17 protein-coding genes are annotated in these 16,356 nt (G+C 61.8%); 12 read left to right on the top strand and 5 right to left on the bottom strand.

The window, feature by feature from the left end:
- The first annotated feature begins 231 nt into the window (after positions 1–231).
- Genes phnF through phnE (ACE4RL_RS06835) form a run of 12 tightly spaced genes read left to right on the top strand, consistent with a single transcriptional unit; the run spans position 232 to position 10,359 of the window.
- Entirely contained in the window at positions 232–984 is a 753-nt protein-coding gene (gene phnF / locus ACE4RL_RS06890; protein ID WP_375599764.1) for a phosphonate metabolism transcriptional regulator PhnF, read from the top strand.
- Complete coding sequence (locus ACE4RL_RS06885; protein WP_375599763.1) at positions 977–1,420, top strand: phosphonate C-P lyase system protein PhnG; 444 nt, start codon at positions 977–979, stop codon at positions 1,418–1,420. Before phnF ends, ACE4RL_RS06885 begins: the two co-directional genes overlap by 8 nt.
- On the top strand, positions 1,420–1,950 hold the full coding sequence (gene phnH / locus ACE4RL_RS06880; RefSeq protein WP_375599762.1) for a phosphonate C-P lyase system protein PhnH: 531 nt from the start codon (positions 1,420–1,422) through the stop codon (positions 1,948–1,950). Before ACE4RL_RS06885 ends, phnH begins: the two co-directional genes overlap by 1 nt.
- On the top strand, positions 1,951–3,045 hold the full coding sequence (locus ACE4RL_RS06875; protein WP_375599761.1) for a carbon-phosphorus lyase complex subunit PhnI: 1,095 nt from the start codon (positions 1,951–1,953) through the stop codon (positions 3,043–3,045).
- Complete coding sequence (locus ACE4RL_RS06870) at positions 3,042–3,956, top strand: alpha-D-ribose 1-methylphosphonate 5-phosphate C-P-lyase PhnJ (protein ID WP_375599760.1); 915 nt, start codon at positions 3,042–3,044, stop codon at positions 3,954–3,956. Before ACE4RL_RS06875 ends, ACE4RL_RS06870 begins: the two co-directional genes overlap by 4 nt.
- Positions 3,953–4,774, top strand: a complete 822-nt coding sequence (locus ACE4RL_RS06865; protein WP_375599759.1) for an ATP-binding cassette domain-containing protein — start codon at positions 3,953–3,955, stop codon at positions 4,772–4,774. The genes ACE4RL_RS06870 and ACE4RL_RS06865 overlap by 4 nt, the downstream gene beginning before the upstream one ends.
- 11 nt (positions 4,775–4,785) lie before the next feature.
- On the top strand, positions 4,786–5,517 hold the full coding sequence (locus tag ACE4RL_RS06860; RefSeq protein WP_375599758.1) for a phosphonate C-P lyase system protein PhnL: 732 nt from the start codon (positions 4,786–4,788) through the stop codon (positions 5,515–5,517).
- Entirely contained in the window at positions 5,504–6,703 is a 1,200-nt protein-coding gene (locus ACE4RL_RS06855) for an alpha-D-ribose 1-methylphosphonate 5-triphosphate diphosphatase (protein WP_375599757.1), read from the top strand. The genes ACE4RL_RS06860 and ACE4RL_RS06855 overlap by 14 nt, the downstream gene beginning before the upstream one ends.
- A 54-nt stretch (positions 6,704–6,757) precedes the next feature.
- The gene (gene phnC / locus ACE4RL_RS06850; RefSeq protein WP_375599756.1) at positions 6,758–7,585 is read left to right on the top strand and encodes a phosphonate ABC transporter ATP-binding protein; all 828 of its coding nucleotides are present in this window, start codon (positions 6,758–6,760) and stop codon (positions 7,583–7,585) included.
- 32 nt (positions 7,586–7,617) lie between these two features.
- The gene (phnD, locus tag ACE4RL_RS06845) at positions 7,618–8,538 is read left to right on the top strand and encodes a phosphonate ABC transporter substrate-binding protein (RefSeq protein WP_375599755.1); all 921 of its coding nucleotides are present in this window, start codon (positions 7,618–7,620) and stop codon (positions 8,536–8,538) included.
- A 57-nt stretch (positions 8,539–8,595) separates the two neighbouring features.
- Complete coding sequence (gene phnE, locus ACE4RL_RS06840) at positions 8,596–9,507, top strand: phosphonate ABC transporter, permease protein PhnE (RefSeq protein WP_375599754.1); 912 nt, start codon at positions 8,596–8,598, stop codon at positions 9,505–9,507.
- 3 nt (positions 9,508–9,510) lie between these two features.
- Complete coding sequence (phnE, locus tag ACE4RL_RS06835) at positions 9,511–10,359, top strand: phosphonate ABC transporter, permease protein PhnE (protein ID WP_375599753.1); 849 nt, start codon at positions 9,511–9,513, stop codon at positions 10,357–10,359.
- Between the two features lie 52 nt (positions 10,360–10,411).
- Here the strand turns inward: phnE (ACE4RL_RS06835) and ACE4RL_RS06830 are convergent, their stop codons facing one another.
- From ACE4RL_RS06830 to ACE4RL_RS06810, 5 genes are all read right to left on the bottom strand, one after another.
- The gene (locus ACE4RL_RS06830) at positions 10,412–11,689 is read right to left on the bottom strand and encodes an L-fuconate dehydratase (RefSeq protein ID WP_375599752.1); all 1,278 of its coding nucleotides are present in this window, start codon (positions 11,687–11,689) and stop codon (positions 10,412–10,414) included.
- A 159-nt stretch (positions 11,690–11,848) separates the two neighbouring features.
- Positions 11,849–12,580 (bottom strand): SDR family oxidoreductase, encoded by a 732-nt coding sequence (locus tag ACE4RL_RS06825; RefSeq protein WP_375599751.1) that lies wholly within the window; start codon positions 12,578–12,580, stop codon positions 11,849–11,851.
- 63 nt (positions 12,581–12,643) lie between these two features.
- On the bottom strand, positions 12,644–13,588 hold the full coding sequence (locus tag ACE4RL_RS06820) for an ABC transporter substrate-binding protein (protein WP_375599750.1): 945 nt from the start codon (positions 13,586–13,588) through the stop codon (positions 12,644–12,646).
- An 87-nt stretch (positions 13,589–13,675) separates the two neighbouring features.
- On the bottom strand, positions 13,676–14,671 hold the full coding sequence (locus tag ACE4RL_RS06815; protein ID WP_157290884.1) for an ABC transporter permease: 996 nt from the start codon (positions 14,669–14,671) through the stop codon (positions 13,676–13,678).
- Positions 14,668–16,224: a sugar ABC transporter ATP-binding protein gene (locus tag ACE4RL_RS06810; RefSeq protein WP_375599749.1), complete on the bottom strand. Its 1,557-nt coding sequence runs from the start codon at positions 16,222–16,224 to the stop codon at positions 14,668–14,670. The genes ACE4RL_RS06815 and ACE4RL_RS06810 overlap by 4 nt, the downstream gene beginning before the upstream one ends.
- Positions 16,225–16,356: the final 132 nt, after the last annotated feature.

Here is a 16,356-nt window from a genome sequence, read left to right as displayed (position 1 = left end):
GACCCACGTTCGACACCCTCGCAATCCCGCCCACGGGTTCAGGAGCTTCCGACCGAACCCAGGGCCCGATAGCGTACCCGGTTAATCAGTATTCCACCGGCCCTACCCACCATACGACAACTGCTCTGTCGCTCGACTGAACAGACGCGGGAATGTCGCAGGGCGCAGCTAACGTCATTTCAGTGTCACTTCGGCTCGCTAAAACTAGCTCATTCGAATGAGTTAGAGATAATGCGAAATCAAGGACACTCCTGGGAAGAAACCCGGGATAGGATCAACGAAGAAATCACCTCCGGGCGGCTGGCGGCCGACACGCGACTGCCGTCGGAACCGGAGCTGTGCGTGCTCTACGGTGTGCGCCGGCACTCCCTGCGAAAGGCGCTGGCAGCGCTGGTGAGCGAGGGCAAGCTGCGCGTCGAGCATGGACGCGGCACCTTTGTGGAGCGCGCGCCGCTACTCAACTACGTCATCGGCACCAGGACCCGTTGGCGGGAAAATCTCATGTCCCAGGGCTTGACTGCCTCGGGGGAGACCCTGGCGGAACTGACGCTTCCGGCCAGCACACGCGTGGCCGCGGCCCTTGAGATTGAGAAGGACGCGCCAGTACATGCGCGCTCCTGGCGCGGCTTTGCCAATGATCTCCCGATCAGCATGGGCTGGGCCTATCACGATACGCAACGCTTCCCCGACCTGCCCGAGCGCCGTCGTAGCGAGAGCTCGATCACTCAGGTCTACAGGTCCTACGGGATCACTGATTATCGCCGCCAACGCACGACCGTTTTCACCCGCCTGGCCTCGGAGCACGAGGCCAGCATGCTGATGCTGCGGCCCGGCCAATCTGTGCTGGTGGTGCAAAAGATCGACGCGGATCTCGATGGGATTCCTATCGGCTTTGCTGAAGCGGTCTGGGCCGGCGACCGCGTTCAATTCACCTTCGAAACCGACCAACCAACAGTCCTGACCGAGAGACACGGCGATGTTTAACGAAACCCCTTCGGGCGCTGGAGAACATGGCGACATGCTCAATATCCTTGCCCGTGCACGTCCTGACCGTCTCAAGCAGCACGCAGAAATATTGCTCGGCTATTTGAGCCAGATCACCGTCGTCGCCAATCGCACCGGCCTGGTCATGGTGCCGATGCGCGATACCGTCCAGAACGTCGACTTTCATCTCGGTGAAGTGCTGGTGAGCGAGGCCCACATCACCGACATGGCCGGCCACGTCGGCTACGGCATGGTGACAGGGCGTGATCTCGAACGCGCCATGGCTATGGCCGTGGTCGATCTCAGCGTTGCCGCCCTGGGTCCGGATGCCGCCACGACCGCCTTCCTGGCCGAAGAAAAGGCCCACTTGGCCCGGCGCGACGACGAGCGCATGCGGCAGGTCGAGGCCACCCGAGTTGAAATGGAGTCGTTCTGATGTTGACCGTTGCTCCTCCAGAGGCTCGCGAACTGCGCACGAACTCTACCTTCGAAGCACTGATGTGGGCCCTGTCGCGCCCCGGCGACGTCCGCACTTTGCCTCAGCCCGGCTTTGGCGCCATTGCCGAGACGTTGATCGATCTCGAGTGCAGCGCCTATGCCGATACACCTGATATGCGGGCGCACATCGTGGCCAGCGGAGCCGTGTTGGCGGAAACGATCGGCGCGGCCGACCACGTCTTTCTTTCGTCGCCGGAGAGTGTCGATCTGGCGGAGATCAATTGCGGCAGCGCGCTCTATCCCGACGATGGCGCAACCCTTGTCGCTGTTGCCGCCCACTCAGGCCAGCGCGTGCGGCTGACCGGTCCCGGCATCAAGGACATGGCCGAAGTCTCTATCAATTTGACACCTGGGTTCTGGGCCATGCGGGACATGCTGTGCCTCTATCCCGAGGGGTTCGACATTTTCTTCATCGATGGCGACAAGGTCATCGGCATTCCGCGCTCGACAAAGGTGGAGGTGCTCTAGATGGCCTATGTTGCAACTCGCGGTGGCGAAAACGCCATCGAACAGGCCGAGCGGCTGTTCCGTCAGGACTTGGGCACCATCGACGCCGCCCGGGTGGAAACCATTCGCACCTCCATGCCTTATCTTATCGACCGGGTGATGGGCGAAGCCTCGCTCTATGACGAAGAACTGGCCGCGCTGGCATTGACCCAGACCGGCGGGGAGCTTTCCGAGGCGGTGTTGGTGCTGCGCGCCTGGCGAACCACCCAGCCACGTCTGGCCATTGCCCGTCCGGTCAAGCAGGACGAGGTACTAACTCAGCGCCGCATTTCGGCGGCCTTCAAGGACATTCCCGGCGGACAGATTCTGGGGCCGACGCTCGACTATTCACATCGCGTCCTGGCGACGGATGTGCTCGAGGGCAAGCCGTTCACGCCGCACGATGTACAAAAAGCCGCCAGCCCCGCACCGGCCAAACAACCCTCTCTGGCTGATTGGCAGCGCCAGCAGGGGTTGGTGGCACCGGCTAAAGTGTCCAACGTGTCACCCGAGGACATACCCGACCTCACGCGCGAACCACTGCTCTTCCCGGCCTCACGCGCCCACCGCCTGCAAAGCCTGGCACGGGCGGAAACCGGTGGCGTCCTTGCACTCGGGTATGCGGCTATGCGCGGCTATGGCAATGCCCACCCGACCGTCAACGAACTGCGCTTGGGCGAAGCCGAGGTCGTCGTGCGCCATCCATGCGGTACCGAATTCGCAGCCGGCCGGGTCCGCGTCAGCCAGGCCGAGGTAACGTCCAAGGAAAAGGGCGGTTATCTGGAACTCGGCTTTGCCGCCACCTTCGGCTGGAACGAGGTCAAGGTCATCGCTGCCGCCACGCTCGACCTCAATTCCGACGAAGCCCCGGTCGGTTCGCCCGTGCATGAAGAATTCTACCTCTATCATACCGAAAGCGTCGAAGCCTCGGGCTTCTGCATTCACTTCAAGCTGCCCCACTATGTCACCTTCCAGTCGATCCTGGACGCCATGCGTGACGCCAAGTCCAAGAAGGCGGCGGCCGACGCCATGGACGAGACCTATGTCGCCGAACCTGAAGTGGAACCCATCCTATGACCCTTGCAAGCCTGACAAAGGACTGGGCCGCCACCAGCTACGGCTTCCTCGACGCTTCGGCCAAACGGGAACTGCGCCGCAAGATGCTGAAAGCCATCGCGGTTCCCGGCTGCCAGATGCCCTATGCCAGCCGCGAAGTGCCGATGGCCCGCGGATGGGGGACCGGCGGACTGCAGGTAACGCTGACACTGGTCAATCCAGATTCGGTCGTCAAAGTCATCGATCAGGGCGCCGATGACGGCGTCAACGCAGCCTCGATCCGCCGTTTCATATCCCGCGTATCGGGCGCCTCGGAAACCTGGGACACGTTGGACGCAACCATTGTCCAGTCCCGTCACCGGATCCCCGAAGAGATCATGCGCGAAGACCAGGTCCTGGTGCTGCAGGTGCCCAATCCCGAGCCGCTGCGTGGCGTGGAGCCAAACATCTCGATAGCCCGGCAGATGCATGCCGATGCCGATTACGGCAAGTTGTGGCTGACGCTCTACGAGCAGATCGTGCGCAAGGGCCGCATTATGCAGGGAGCGGCCTATCCTTCGATGGTCAATGGTCGTCACGTGATGACGCCTTCCCCCATCCCGCGATGGGACGTGCCCAAGCTCAATATGGCCAAACACCTGACCTTCCTGTCTGCCGGCCGCGAGAAACGGCTACACGCTGTCCCGCCCTACACGCGCGTCGAACCTTTGGTCTTCTCCGATCGCCCCTATCAGGTCGAGGACCATGCCGGTCTCACATGCCGGCGTTCGGGGGTCCAGGGCTTCTTCATGAACGAACTGCCGCAGGATAGCGGTGGATCGGTCTTTGAAGTTTCCGACAGCAATCTGGGTATCAAGGCCATCGACCAGGCCGACGGCGCGCCAAGCCGGATTGGCGAAACCTGGTATCGCAATGGGGAGTATTCCGCATGAGTCTCGATTTGGGCCTCCCAGCGCTGGAGCGCGCAGCCCCCCAGCTGATGCAAACCGAACCACTCCTCAATATGCGCGACATATCCAAGTCCTATGGAAACGTCCGCGCACTGCGCAATGTCGATGCGACAGTCTATCCCGGCGAAGTCATGGGCATTGTCGGTGAGAGCGGCTCGGGCAAGTCGACGCTGCTGCGTATGATGAACCTCGAGGACACCCCGGACAGTGGCGAGTATAGCCTGCGCTTGCCCGGTCGTGAGAACGAGAACCTTTTCGATCTCACCCGCTATGAGCGGCGCATGCTCTGCGCCCGCAATATCGGTATCGTCTATCAGAACCCCCATCTCGGGCTGCTGATGAGACATTCCTCGAGCGGCAATGTCGCTGAACGGCTCCTCATCGCCGGCGAGCGCAGTTTCGAAGTGCTGCGCGACAAGGCCCGCGACGCGCTCGACGCCTCGGAGTTTCCGCTTGATCGTATGGACGCCCGCCCGATCGAGTTATCCGGCGGCATGCAGCAGCGCGTGCAACTGGCCAAGGCCATCGCGCTTGAACCGGCACTGCTGCTCCTCGACGAACCGACCACCGGACTCGACGTTTCGGTACAGGCTTTGGTGCTCGATACGCTGAAAAGACTTCAGCGCGATCGCAAGATCACCATGGTTCTGGTCAGCCACGACCTTGGCGTCATCCGCACCATGGCTGACCGGGTCATGGTCATGCGCCACGGCGAAGTTGTGGAAAAGGGCCTGGCCGACCAGGTCTTCCAGGACCCTCAGCACCCCTATACCCAGCAACTCGTCCACGCCAAACTCTGAGGCAAGCTGTTATGACAATCACGCCACTCCTGCGCGTTGAGGGCCTCACCAAGACTTTCCGCATGTATCATCTGGATAGCATGCTCCACGCCTTCGAAGGTGTCAGCTTTGACTTGCATGAAGGCGAGTTCCTGCTGCTGCGCGGCCACAATGGCGCCGGCAAGTCGACGCTGTTGCGCACGATCTGGCGCAGTTATCTGCCGGTCGGCGGGCACGTAATCTATCGCTCAGGGCATGGCGAAATTGACCTCGCCAATGCCGCCGATGTGGACATTGCGCTGCTCCGTCGCGAGGAAATCGGGTTCGTGACCCAGTTCCTCAACGCTCGCCCTCGCGTCGCCGCGCAGGACATCGTGGCCGAACCGCTGCGTCTTGCGGGGATGCCCCAGGCCGAGGCGCTGGATCAGGCCCGTCACTGGCTCGACCAGTTCGGCGTGCGCCCGGAACTCTGGCGAGCTTATCCGAGCACCTTCTCAGGCGGCGAGCAACAGAAGGTCAATCTGGCTCGCGCCCTGATCCTGCCGCAGCGCCTGCTGCTGCTCGACGAACCCACTGCCTCTCTGGATGTCGGCGCCCGCGCCGCTCTGGTGCGGCGTCTGGCCGATCTCAAGGCCCACGGTGTCGCCATCATTGGGGTGTTTCACCATCCGGGCGACGTGGCCGAATTGATCGACCGCGAAATCAACCTCAACACCAGGGTCGTTGCCGACCAGAACGCGGAGCATGACCATGTGGCTGTCTGACTTCAAAATCGTACTGGCGGACCGCGTCATCGACTGCGGCGCCCTGCGCATTGCTGACGGACTGATCGCCGAAATCAGCGAAACCCCGGTCGCCGATGCGGATATCATTGGTGAAGGTCTGCTTTTGCTTGCGGGCATGATCGACATGCACGGTGATATGATTGAGCGCGAGATAGAGCCGCGCCCGGGCGTCCGCATGCCCATGGACATGGGCCTGCGCGATCTCGATATGAAACTCGCTACAGCCGGCATCACCACAGCCTATGCCTCTTTGTCTTTTGCGCCGGGCTCCACCTATGGCCACATGCGCTCTTATGATTTCACCAGCGAGATGATCCGGGCCGTCGTCGCAGCACGGCCGCACCTGCTCATCGACCATCGCGTCCATGCCCGGTTCGAGGTGACGTTCCCCGCCGCCCTTTCAGTAGTCAAGGAGCTGGTGGGCGAAGGCGCGGTGGACCTCGTGTCCCTCTGCGACCACACGCCCGGCCAGGGCCAGTATCGCGACCTCGACCTGCAAGCCGCCAACATTTCCAAGAACAAGGGCATTTCGCTCGAAGCCGCCGCCGAGCAACTGCAGCAGCGCATTCGCGACAAGCAGGAAACGGCCGGGGACATGCGCACCACGCTGGGCGCCATAACTCAGTATTGCGCCATGCATGGAGTCCCAGTAGCCAGCCATGACGACGACACGGTCGAGAAAGTCACGCTGATGGACCAGTTGGGCGCCAATATCAGCGAGTTTCCAGTGACATTGGAGGCAGCGACAGAAGCCAGGCGCCGCGGCATGCTCACGGCTATGGGCGCCCCCAATGCGCTACGCGGCCAATCCTATTCGGGCAATCTCTCGGCCCGCGACGCCCACGCGGCGGGCCTGCTCGACCTGCTCGCAGCCGACTATCATCCTTCGGCAATGCTGCCGGCAGTATTGGTGCTGGCTAAGACCGATCCAGAAGGCCTGCCCGGCGCAGCCCGCCTCACCACGCTCAATCCGGCAAGGGCCCTTGGGCTGGAAGATCGTGGCGAAATCCGCGTCGGCCTTCGCGCCGACCTTCTTGTGGCATCGGAAACCGGCATGGGTCAGGTACATGCCACCGTTTCGCGCGGCCGGTTTGTGCATGCCGATGGCACACTGGACTTTTCAGCTGCCGGCAGGCGTCACGAGCATGTCATTCGAATGAGTTAACGCTGTCATCTAGGCGATCTAGGGTCTCTGCATAGCAACGCCACGAGGTGGACCATGCTGGAACTGACAGACGTCACCAAACGCTTTGGCAACACGATTGCGGTCAACAATGTCTCGACCAGTTTCGAGCCGGGACAGATGGTCGGCATCATTGGACGCTCGGGCGCAGGCAAGTCCACCCTGCTGCGATTGATCAATCGCCTCGCCACCGCTGATGAAGGCAAGATCACCTCGGGCGAGATTGACGTTCGCAGCCTCAGCGGCACCCAATTGCGCGCCTGGCGCGCCCGCTGCGCCATGATTTTCCAACAGTTCAACCTGGTCAATCGGCTTGATGTTCTGACCAATGTGCTGATCGGCCGGATCGGCAATGCCGGCACCATGCCGGTGATGTTCAAGCACTTCTCGGCTACAGACCGGGCAAACGCTGCAATGGCCCTCGATCGCCTGGACCTGCTCTCCCAGGCCCTGCAGCGCGCCGACACACTTTCGGGCGGGCAGCAGCAGCGCGTCGCCATTGCCCGCGCGCTGATGCAGAAACCAAGCATCATTCTCGCTGACGAGCCGATTGCCTCGCTCGATCCGCGCAACGCACGACTGGTGATGGATGCGCTGCGCACCATCAACCAGCAGGACAAGATCACCGTCATCACCAATCTGCACACGCTGGACGCCGCGCGCGCCTATTGCGACCGCATCATCGGCATGGCCCACGGCCACGTCGTGTTCGACGGCACGCCGGACAAGCTGACCAGCGCTATGATCCAGCAGATTTATGGTGACGAACACGAAACAGCGGTGGACGAGAGCCTGACCTCGACCATCGGTGCAACCGGCGCGGCAGGCCAAGCCGGCAAACGTCACCTGGAGACGGCTCACTAGCCACTCCCTTCCCCGAACTCGGAGCTACATCAATGCTTACCCTGACGCGCCGTGGCCTTGTAGCCGCGCTGGTTTCGCTCGCCCTGGTTTCCCCTGCTCTCAGCCAGGACTGGCGCGAACAATTCCCCGAACTGACGATCGGCATTTCCTCGGGCGAAAACGAGACCGATGCCATTGCCCGCAACCAGCCCTATGCGGACTATCTCAGCCGCGAGCTTGGCGTGCCGGTCAATATCGTGCGTGGCACCGACTATGCCGCCGTGATTGAAGCCATGCGTGCCGGTCACGTGCAGGTCGCCTCGGTCGGCCCCGCTGCCTATGCCTTGGCCCGCAAGATCATGGGCGAGGATATCGCTCCGGTCGCTGTCACGCTCGATGGTGACGGAAATCTTGGCTACTACTCGATCATCGCCGTTCGCGCCGACAGCGACTACCAGAGCCTCGAAGACATCAAGGGCAAGTCGTTCGCCTTTGCCGATCCCAACTCGACCTCCGGCTATGCCGTCCCCTCCTACTACCTGGCCACCGAGCTCAACACCTCGGCCGACGAATATTTCAGCGAAGTCGCCTTTTCCGGCGGCCATGAGCAGAGCGTAATGGCCTTGACCAACGGCACCTTCGAGGCGGTTGCCACCCATTGGCGCAACGAAGAAGCCGGCAACATTCAGACTATGGAAAACAAGGGCCTGATCGAAAAAGGCTCCACCCGCATCATCTGGAAGTCCCCGGTCATTCCGAACACTCCCGTCATGATGCTGACCTCCCTGCCCCAGGAACTGCAGGATGAGTTCAAGACCGCCCTTATGGCGTTCCCGGAAAAAGACCCCGAGGGCTTTGCCGAATACACCCGCGGCACCTCCAGCGGTTATGTCGCCGCCACCCATGACGACTACCTGGACGTCATCGCCATCACCGAGTTCAACGCCGTACAGCGCCGCAAGAACGGCAACTGATCCCTTCCTGGCCGGTGCGCATTTCGCGTACCGGCCTTTTTTACCCGTGAGGCGCGCGTGTCCACACTTGACCCGACCAATGGCCAGTTGACCTCGACAACGCGGCAGGAGCGCCTGCTGTCATTTGACGAGCGCTATCGCCAGCAGCAATTCACCCGCCGCAACTGGACCCTGCTCTATGGCGCACTCTTTCTCGCGGCCCTGGCTGGTTCGGTTGCCGTCAGCGATTTCAGCATTCCCGGCCTCCTCAAAGGCCTGCCAATGGCCTGGAACTACATTGCCGGAACGCTCCCCTCGCTCACGATCGAAAATTTCTGGGCCGACATGGCCGATTGGTACTGGGGCCTGCGTTTTTGGGTGCGCCTCTTGGTCGAAACCATTCTCATGGGGTTTGTCGGCACCGTGATGGGCGGCGTGATCGCCCTCGCGCTCAGCTTTCCGGCCTCGCGAAATCTGGTCGAAAACACCGGCATCTACTTTGCCGCGCGCCGCACACTCGAATTCTTCCGCACAGTGCCCGAACTGGTCTTCGCGTTGATCTTCGTCTTCGCCTTCGGCCTCGGCCCCTTTGCCGGCGTACTGGCCATTGCGGTCCACACCGCTGGCTCTTTGGGTAAGCTCTTTGCCGAGGTCAATGAAAACGTCGACCCGCGCCCTATCGAAGGCGTCCGCGCCTCCGGCGGCAGTTGGTCCATGATCATGCGCCTGGGCGTCGTACCGCAGGCCCTGCCCAACTATACCAGCTATTTGCTCCTGCGGTTCGAGATCAACGTCCGCGGCGCCTCGGCGCTTGGACTGGTCGGCGCCGGCGGCATTGGCCAGGACCTTTACGTCGCCATCCGCCAGTTCGAATACACCGATATTTCGGCCATCATGCTGTTGTTGATCCTGACCACTTCGGTCATCGACATCACCTGCGAGGCCATCCGCCATCGCCTTATCGGCCACACCCTGACACAGGTTGCCTGATCCATGATCGCCACGCTGCATGCCGATATTGCGCGCCTCAGGCGCACCAATCCTTATATCTTCGCGCGGCCTTTGTCCGAGCGCCTGCGTACATGGGGACTATGGCTCGGTTTCCTTGCGGTTCTTGCGTTTGGCCTGTGGTGGATCGACGCTTCGCCCATGCGCGTTATCAACGGGCTGAACAAACTCGGACTGCTGGTCACCTTGATGGTCCCGCCCTGGCCCGGCGATGGCTTATGGGACTATACCTATGCCATGTTCGAAACCCTCGCCATGGCGTTTCTGGGCACGCTGCTTGCCTTCGTGGTGGCCCTGCCTCTAGGCTTTCTGGGCGCCAAGAACATCGTCCCCAATTGGCTGTTCCATTTCGGGCTGCGCCGCTTCTTCGATGCCTTTCGCGGCATTGATGGCCTGGTCTGGGCGCTGATCTTTGTTTCAGCTGTTGGTCTGGGTCCCTTTGCCGGCGTGCTGGCCATTGCCGTGGGCGATGTCATGATCTTCGGCAAGCTTTTTGCCGAAGCCATCGAGAACGTCGACAACAAGCCGGTCGAGGGCGTTCGCGCCTCCGGTGGCGCCAGTATCCACGTGGTGCGGCTGGGCGTGTTCCCACAGGTCTTTCCGGTGATGATGAGCCACGTGCTCTATTTCTTCGAATCCAATGTGCGTTCGGCCACCATCCTGGGTATTGTCGGCGCCGGCGGCATTGGGCTGCAATTGTCGGACCGCATCCGCATCAACAATTGGCAGGAAGCCGCCTTCATCATTCTGATGATCCTGGTGACTGTCGCCGTCATCGACAATATCTCGCGCCGCATCCGCGCCAAGCTGATCGACGCGGCGCCCAGCGCCTGACCGGCCTTCTCGCAAGCACCGGCAGCTCATCCGCTGGGATCGACCGACCTCGTTACCGCTTCTGCCAGGAATTGTCTGCAATCGAAGCCGGTTTCATCTCGATGGAAAAGCCGGGGCGCTCCGGCGGCGTATAGGCCGCGCCCTTGATGACGCAGGGATCGAGGAAATGCTCGTGCAGGTGGTCGACATATTCGATCACCCGGCCATCCTTGGTGCCTGAAACGGCGAGATAGTCGATCATCGAGAGGTGCTGGACATATTCGCACAGGCCCACGCCGCCAGCATGGGGCCAGATCGGCTTGCCATATTTGGCAGCCATCAGCAGCACGGAAAGCACCTCGTTGAGGCCCCCGATGCGGCAGGCATCGATCTGGACGATGTCGATGGCGTCGCGGGTGATGAATTGCTTGAACAGGATCCGGTTCTGGCACATTTCGCCGGTGGCAACCTTCACTGGCCCGATGGCTTCGCGGATCTTGCGGTGGCCCTCAACGTCGTCGGGGCTGGTCGGCTCTTCGATGAAATAGGGCTCGAACCGCTTGAGCGCGTTGACCCAATCGATCGCCTGGTCAACTTCCCAGACCTGGTTGGCGTCAATCATCAGGTAGCGGTCGGGGCCCATGATCGAGCGCACGATTTCGAGGCGGCGGATATCGTCATCAAGATCGCGCCCAACCTTCATCTTGATATGGGTAAAGCCCTGTTCGACCGCCTCGGTGGCCAGGCGGGTCAGCTTCTCGTTCGAATAGCCCAGCCAGCCGGCAGAGGTGGTGTAGCAGGGATAGCCTTCCTGCCGCAGCCGGGCGATGCGTTCGGCCTTGCCCGGTTCGGCGGCGCGGAAAATCTCCAGCGCTTCCTCGGGGGTGATGGCGTCGGTCAAATAGCGGAAGTCGATGATGGAGACGAGCTGTTCGGGGCTCATTTCGCTGACATAGAGCCAGACCGGCTTGTTGGCACGCTTGGCCAGCAGGTCCCAGACAGCGTTGACCACGGCACCCGTGGCCAGATGCATGGCGCCCTTGTCGGGGCCGATCCAGCGCAGCTGGCTGTCGCCGGTGACATGGCGCCAGAAGCGGCCGGGGTCGGCTTCGATCCAATCCGGTTCCAGACCGACGACACGGTCGGTCAGCGCGTTTATGGCCGCGACCACCACCTCGTTGCCGCGGCCGATGGTAAAGGTCAGCCCATGGCCTTCGAGATCGCCATCGGTTCCCAGCACCACATAGGCGGCGGAGTAGTCGGGGTCCGGGTTCATAGCATCGGACCCGTCGAGCGAAGCCGAGGTCGGGAAGCGCAGGTCGTGGGTAGTGAGGCAGGTGATCTTGGTCATGACTATGCTCACTGGAAGCCCCCTCACCCGTCTCGGCCTTTGGCCGATCCACCCTCTCCCCGAGAGGGAGAGGAACAAGGGGGTCGATTTTTTGACGGACACCGGACCATTCTTCTCCCTCTCGGGGAGAAGGTGGCGCGTAGCGCCGGATGAGGGGGCTCAAGCCGTCCAGCCGCCATCGATGATGTGGACCTGTCCGGTGGTATAGGTCGCGCCGGCAAGGTAGACGGCCAGGTCCGCCACTTCCTCGGGCCGGGCTATGCGGCCGATGGGCTGGCGGGCAATGAAGGCTTTTCTCGCGCCCTCAAAATCGCCGGTGGCCTCCCAGCGCTGATGCAGGCTGGGGCTGTCAACCGTGCCGGGACAGATGGCATTCACGCGTATGCCCTGAGTGGTGTAGTCAGCGGCAATGGACTTGGTGAGGCCCACAACGGCCGCCTTGGAGATGGTGTAGGCCGCACGGTTGGGCACGCCTTTGATCGAGCTTGCGACCGTTGCCATATTGATGATGGCGCCGTCGCGGCGTTCCAGCATTTGTGGCAGCACCGCCTGACAGGTGCGGATCTGCGCCTTGACGTTAAGATCGAGTGCAAAGTCGAGGTCTGCGTCGCTCATTTCGAGCACGGTGCCGTTATGCACGACACCAGCGCAATTGAAGAGTACGTCGATAAGGCCGATCTCGGCCACCGCCTGTTTGACAGCATCGCCGGAAAGAACGTCGAGCACCCGTGTGGTCACATTGGGGATGGCATCGAGTTCGGAAAGCAGCGCCGCATTGATGTCGGTGGCGACCACCCTGGCGCCCGCCCGCGCAAAGGCTTCAGCCGACGCCCGACCGATGCCTTGCGCAGCGGCGGTGATGAGAACGATTTTTCCGGAGAGGTCGGCCATGGTCTTTCCTGGATACTGGTGGGCCGGGCGACCGTTGGGAGAGCCGCCCGGACCGGGGAGAAATCAGTCGTAGAGAACGGCCGCGATTTCGGGGTCGTCCATGTTGGTGGCGTCGTAGTAGTAGAAGCCAGTGTCGATCACCTTGGGCAGGTCCTCGCCATTGAGCGCAGCGACGGCTGCCTGGACTGTCTGATAGCCGATGCCAACCGGGTTCTGGGTGATGGCCCCAGCCATGACGCCATTTTCGATCATCGACTTCTGGGCCGCGCCGCTATCGAATCCGATGACAACGACATCGCTGCCCAGTTCCTGCTTGCCATTGGCGACGCCGATGGCCGAACCTTCATTGGAGCCGAAGATGCCATCAAGGTCGGGATTGGCGAGCAGGATCGACTTGGTGATCTCGGTCGACTGGAGCTGGTCGCCGCCGCCATACTGGATCGAGACGACCTCGATGTTCGGATAGGCTTCCTTCATGCGGTTGACGAAACCTTCGACACGGTCGATGCCGGTGCGGCTGGTCTGGTCGTGACCAACCACGGCCACCTTGCCTTCGCCGCCGATTTTCTCGGCCATGACGTCAGCTGCGAGCGCCGCGGCGGCAACATTGTCGGTGGTTGCCGTGGCGAGCGGGATATCGCTGTCGACACCCGAGTCAAAGGCAATAATCGGGATGCCAGCATCGTTGGCCTGCTGCAAGAGCGGCAGAGCGGCCTGGCTGTCGAGGGCGGCAAAGCCGATCGCATCAGGCTCGCGAGACAGGGCGGCGGCCAGCATGTCCATCTGGCGGTCGACCTGGCTTTCGCTTTCCGGCCCCTCGAAGGTGACGGACACGCCCAGATCTGCGGCGGCCTGGTCGGCCCCGGCCTTCACGGCCTGCCAGAACTGGTGCTGAAAGCCCTTCGAGATCAGAGCGATATCGACCTGATCCTGGGCCAGTGCGGGGCCGGAAGCGGCCAGAATGGCGACGGCGCTGATGGCGCCAATCAGACTACGGCGGTTGAGCATTGAATCCTCCCAAATGCTGCTGTGAAACTGCTGAAACTTGTTCTTCTAGTTTTTGGCGCACCGGCGGCGCGCGGCGGAATTCGGCGCCTAAAGTTTGCGGCGCCGCAGTATGTCGGCATAGACGGCCAGGATGATGATGGTCCCGGTCACCACGGTCTGCCATTCCTGCGCCACCGAAAGAATGCGTAGGCCATTGGCCAGGACCGAGATGATGAGCGCCCCGATAAGCGTGCCCAGCACGGTGCCACGGCCGCCCGAAAGCGAGGTGCCACCGATTACGACAGCGGCGATGGCTTCAAGCTCGTAACCTTGCCCTAGCGCGGGTTGGGCGGAGTTGAGACGGCTGGCAATCAGCACCCCGCCCACGCCGACAATGGCGCCTGACAGGGCATACACGCCGATTTTCCAGCGATCGACGTTGACGCCGGAAAGCCGCACGGCCTCCTCGTTGGAGCCGAGCGCAAAAGTGTACCGGCCCAGCGCGGTTTTACCCAGAATGAAGGCGGTGAGCAGGGCCACAAGAAACAGGATCATCACCCCATTGGGCACCGGTACTGCCGGAATGATCTGTCCGACGACCGAGCCCAGGGCGATCTGGTTAAAGCCCGGCGTGTCGTTGAAGTAGATCGGCCGGGTGCCCGAAATCACCAGCGATAGCCCCTTGAGGATCAACATCATCCCCAGGGTAGCGATAAAGGGGGGCACCTTGAGCTTGGCGACGACCGTTCCCGAGATCAGCCCGCTCGCCGCACCGGCGAGGATGGCGCCGAGAATGCCGATCGGCATGGGCAATCCCCAATAGGTGAGGAAGACGCCCGCGATCACGGCACAGAACGTCATCAGCGTGCCCACCGAGAGGTCGATCCCGCCGGTGATGATGACCAGGGTCACCGCGATGGCCAGAACGCCATTGACGGCGGTCGCCTGCAGAATGGCCAGAATGTTCTGGGTCTGCATGAAATTGGGAGACGCCAGCGAGAAGACGACGACCAAGGCGATAAGGCCGGAAAAGGCCAGCAGGCGATGGAAGGCGCCAGTCATGCGAATGCCGGATTTCTGGGCCGGGGCAGCGGTGTCGGTCATGCAATCTTCCTTTCGGCATCCGGTCTCATGGCCGCTTCACGCATGGTGGCAAGGCGCATGATTTCCTCCTGGCTGGCATCGCCCGGCAAAATGCCGGTCAGCCGGCCCTCGCACATCACGGCGATGCGATGGCTGAGACGCAAAATCTCGGGCAGCTCGGAGGATATGACGATGATGGCCTTGCCCTGGGCGGCAAGGTTGTTGAGCAACTTGTAGATCTCGGACTTGGCACCGACATCGATGCCGCGGGTCGGCTCGTCGAAAATCAGAATGTCACAATCGCGCAGCAGCCATTTGGCTATGACCACCTTTTGCTGGTTTCCGCCCGATAGCAGCCTGGCTTCCTGGGTGTCGCTGGGCGTCTTGATGGACAGTTGGCGAATGTAATCGCGAGCGGACTTTTCCATCCCCGCCTCGTCGAGTACGCCGGCGGCATTGGTAAACCGCTCCAGACTGGCCAGGGCGATATTGTTGCGCACGTCCATGCCGGTGGCCAGCCCGAAGAGCTTCCGGTCCTCAGACAGATAGCCGATACCCTTTGACACTGCGTCGCGCGGCGCGGTGATGCCGACGCGCTCGCCATGCACCCAGATCTCTCCACTATCCTTGTGATCAGCACCAAAAATAGCCCGCGCCACCTCGGTTCGCCCGGCCCCCATCAGCCCGGCAAAGCCGAGAATCTCGCCCTGACGCACGGAAAAGCTGACGTCGCGTATCTCACGGCCGCGGTTGAGCCCCTTGACCTCAAGGGCCACCGGCTGGCCGGAGGTGTCAGGAATGGCGTGCGCCTCAGTGTTGAGGGTGCGTCCCACCATCATGGAAATGATTGTTTCAATAGGCGTTTCGGCGGCCGGAACGGTGCCGACATATTCGCCATCGCGCATGACCGTCACGCGGTCAGAGATGCGCTTGATCTCATCCATCTTGTGCGAGATGTAGACGATCCCGACGCCCTCGGCCTTGAGCCGGTTGATGATCGCAAACAGTTCGGCGATTTCGGCGTCGTTAAGGGCTGCGGTGGGCTCATCCATGATGAGAACCCGGCTGCGGTAGGACAGCGCCTTGGCAATTTCGACCATTTGCTGTTTGGCAATGGTCAGCGTCTCCACCAGCACGGTCGGCTCGAGATTGAGATTCATCGAGTTGAAGATTGCGGCGGTATCGCGGTTAAGCTGGCGCTCATCAAGGATACCGAAGCGGCGCGGTTCGCGGCCGATAAAGATGTTCTGCGCGGCGGTCAGATCACGCATCAGGGCCAGTTCCTGGTGAATGATGGAAATCCCGGCGTCCTGCGCCTGGCGTGGCGAGGTGATCTCGACGGGTTTCCCATCAAGCAGAACTTCGCCTGCGTCCCGGTCATAGACACCGGACAACACCTTCATCAGCGTCGACTTGCCGGCTCCGTTCTCCCCCATCAGCGCGTGGACTTCGCCGGGCATCAGCCCGAATTGTGCCTGGCTGAGCGCTCGAACGCCGGGAAAGGACTTGTCGATATTGCGCATCTGGACCAACGGCACGGCGCCTGCCGCGACATCGACTGTCGATCCCTCCATGGCCTAACCTCCCGCAGCCGGCCCGGCTTATGTGCCAGACTCTTGAGCCGATCCCGAGCTAATGGCAAGATTGCCAAGCTGTCAAGTGGTCAGACCAGTAGACACAAGGACCTGACCTCGCTATGAGTGGGC

Source organism: Devosia polycyclovorans (assembly GCF_042181575.1).
Lineage (GTDB): Bacteria > Pseudomonadota > Alphaproteobacteria > Rhizobiales > Devosiaceae > Devosia > Devosia polycyclovorans.
Note: the sequence above shows the minus strand (reverse complement) of the source record. Positions and strands in the feature narration are given on the sequence as shown.

Excerpts from the sequence above, each read along its gene's own strand:
- ACE4RL_RS06855 (WP_375599757.1), top strand. The coding sequence starts at position 5,504 with ATGTGGCTGTCTGACTTCAAAATCGTACTGGCGGACCGCGTCATCGAC.
- ACE4RL_RS06875 (WP_375599761.1), top strand. The coding sequence starts at position 1,951 with ATGGCCTATGTTGCAACTCGCGGTGGCGAAAACGCCATCGAACAGGCC.
- phnH (WP_375599762.1), top strand. The coding sequence starts at position 1,420 with ATGTTGACCGTTGCTCCTCCAGAGGCTCGCGAACTGCGCACGAACTCT.
- ACE4RL_RS06865 (WP_375599759.1), top strand. The coding sequence starts at position 3,953 with ATGAGTCTCGATTTGGGCCTCCCAGCGCTGGAGCGCGCAGCCCCCCAG.
- phnF (WP_375599764.1), top strand. The coding sequence starts at position 232 with ATGCGAAATCAAGGACACTCCTGGGAAGAAACCCGGGATAGGATCAAC.
- ACE4RL_RS06810 (WP_375599749.1), bottom strand. The coding sequence starts at position 16,224 with ATGGAGGGATCGACAGTCGATGTCGCGGCAGGCGCCGTGCCGTTGGTC.
- ACE4RL_RS06820 (WP_375599750.1), bottom strand. The coding sequence starts at position 13,588 with ATGCTCAACCGCCGTAGTCTGATTGGCGCCATCAGCGCCGTCGCCATT.
- ACE4RL_RS06815 (WP_157290884.1), bottom strand. The coding sequence starts at position 14,671 with ATGACCGACACCGCTGCCCCGGCCCAGAAATCCGGCATTCGCATGACT.
- ACE4RL_RS06825 (WP_375599751.1), bottom strand. The coding sequence starts at position 12,580 with ATGGCCGACCTCTCCGGAAAAATCGTTCTCATCACCGCCGCTGCGCAA.
- phnD (WP_375599755.1), top strand. The coding sequence starts at position 7,618 with ATGCTTACCCTGACGCGCCGTGGCCTTGTAGCCGCGCTGGTTTCGCTC.
- ACE4RL_RS06870 (WP_375599760.1), top strand. The coding sequence starts at position 3,042 with ATGACCCTTGCAAGCCTGACAAAGGACTGGGCCGCCACCAGCTACGGC.
- ACE4RL_RS06860 (WP_375599758.1), top strand. The coding sequence starts at position 4,786 with ATGACAATCACGCCACTCCTGCGCGTTGAGGGCCTCACCAAGACTTTC.
- phnE (WP_375599753.1), top strand. The coding sequence starts at position 9,511 with ATGATCGCCACGCTGCATGCCGATATTGCGCGCCTCAGGCGCACCAAT.
- ACE4RL_RS06830 (WP_375599752.1), bottom strand. The coding sequence starts at position 11,689 with ATGACCAAGATCACCTGCCTCACTACCCACGACCTGCGCTTCCCGACC.
- ACE4RL_RS06885 (WP_375599763.1), top strand. The coding sequence starts at position 977 with ATGTTTAACGAAACCCCTTCGGGCGCTGGAGAACATGGCGACATGCTC.
- phnC (WP_375599756.1), top strand. The coding sequence starts at position 6,758 with ATGCTGGAACTGACAGACGTCACCAAACGCTTTGGCAACACGATTGCG.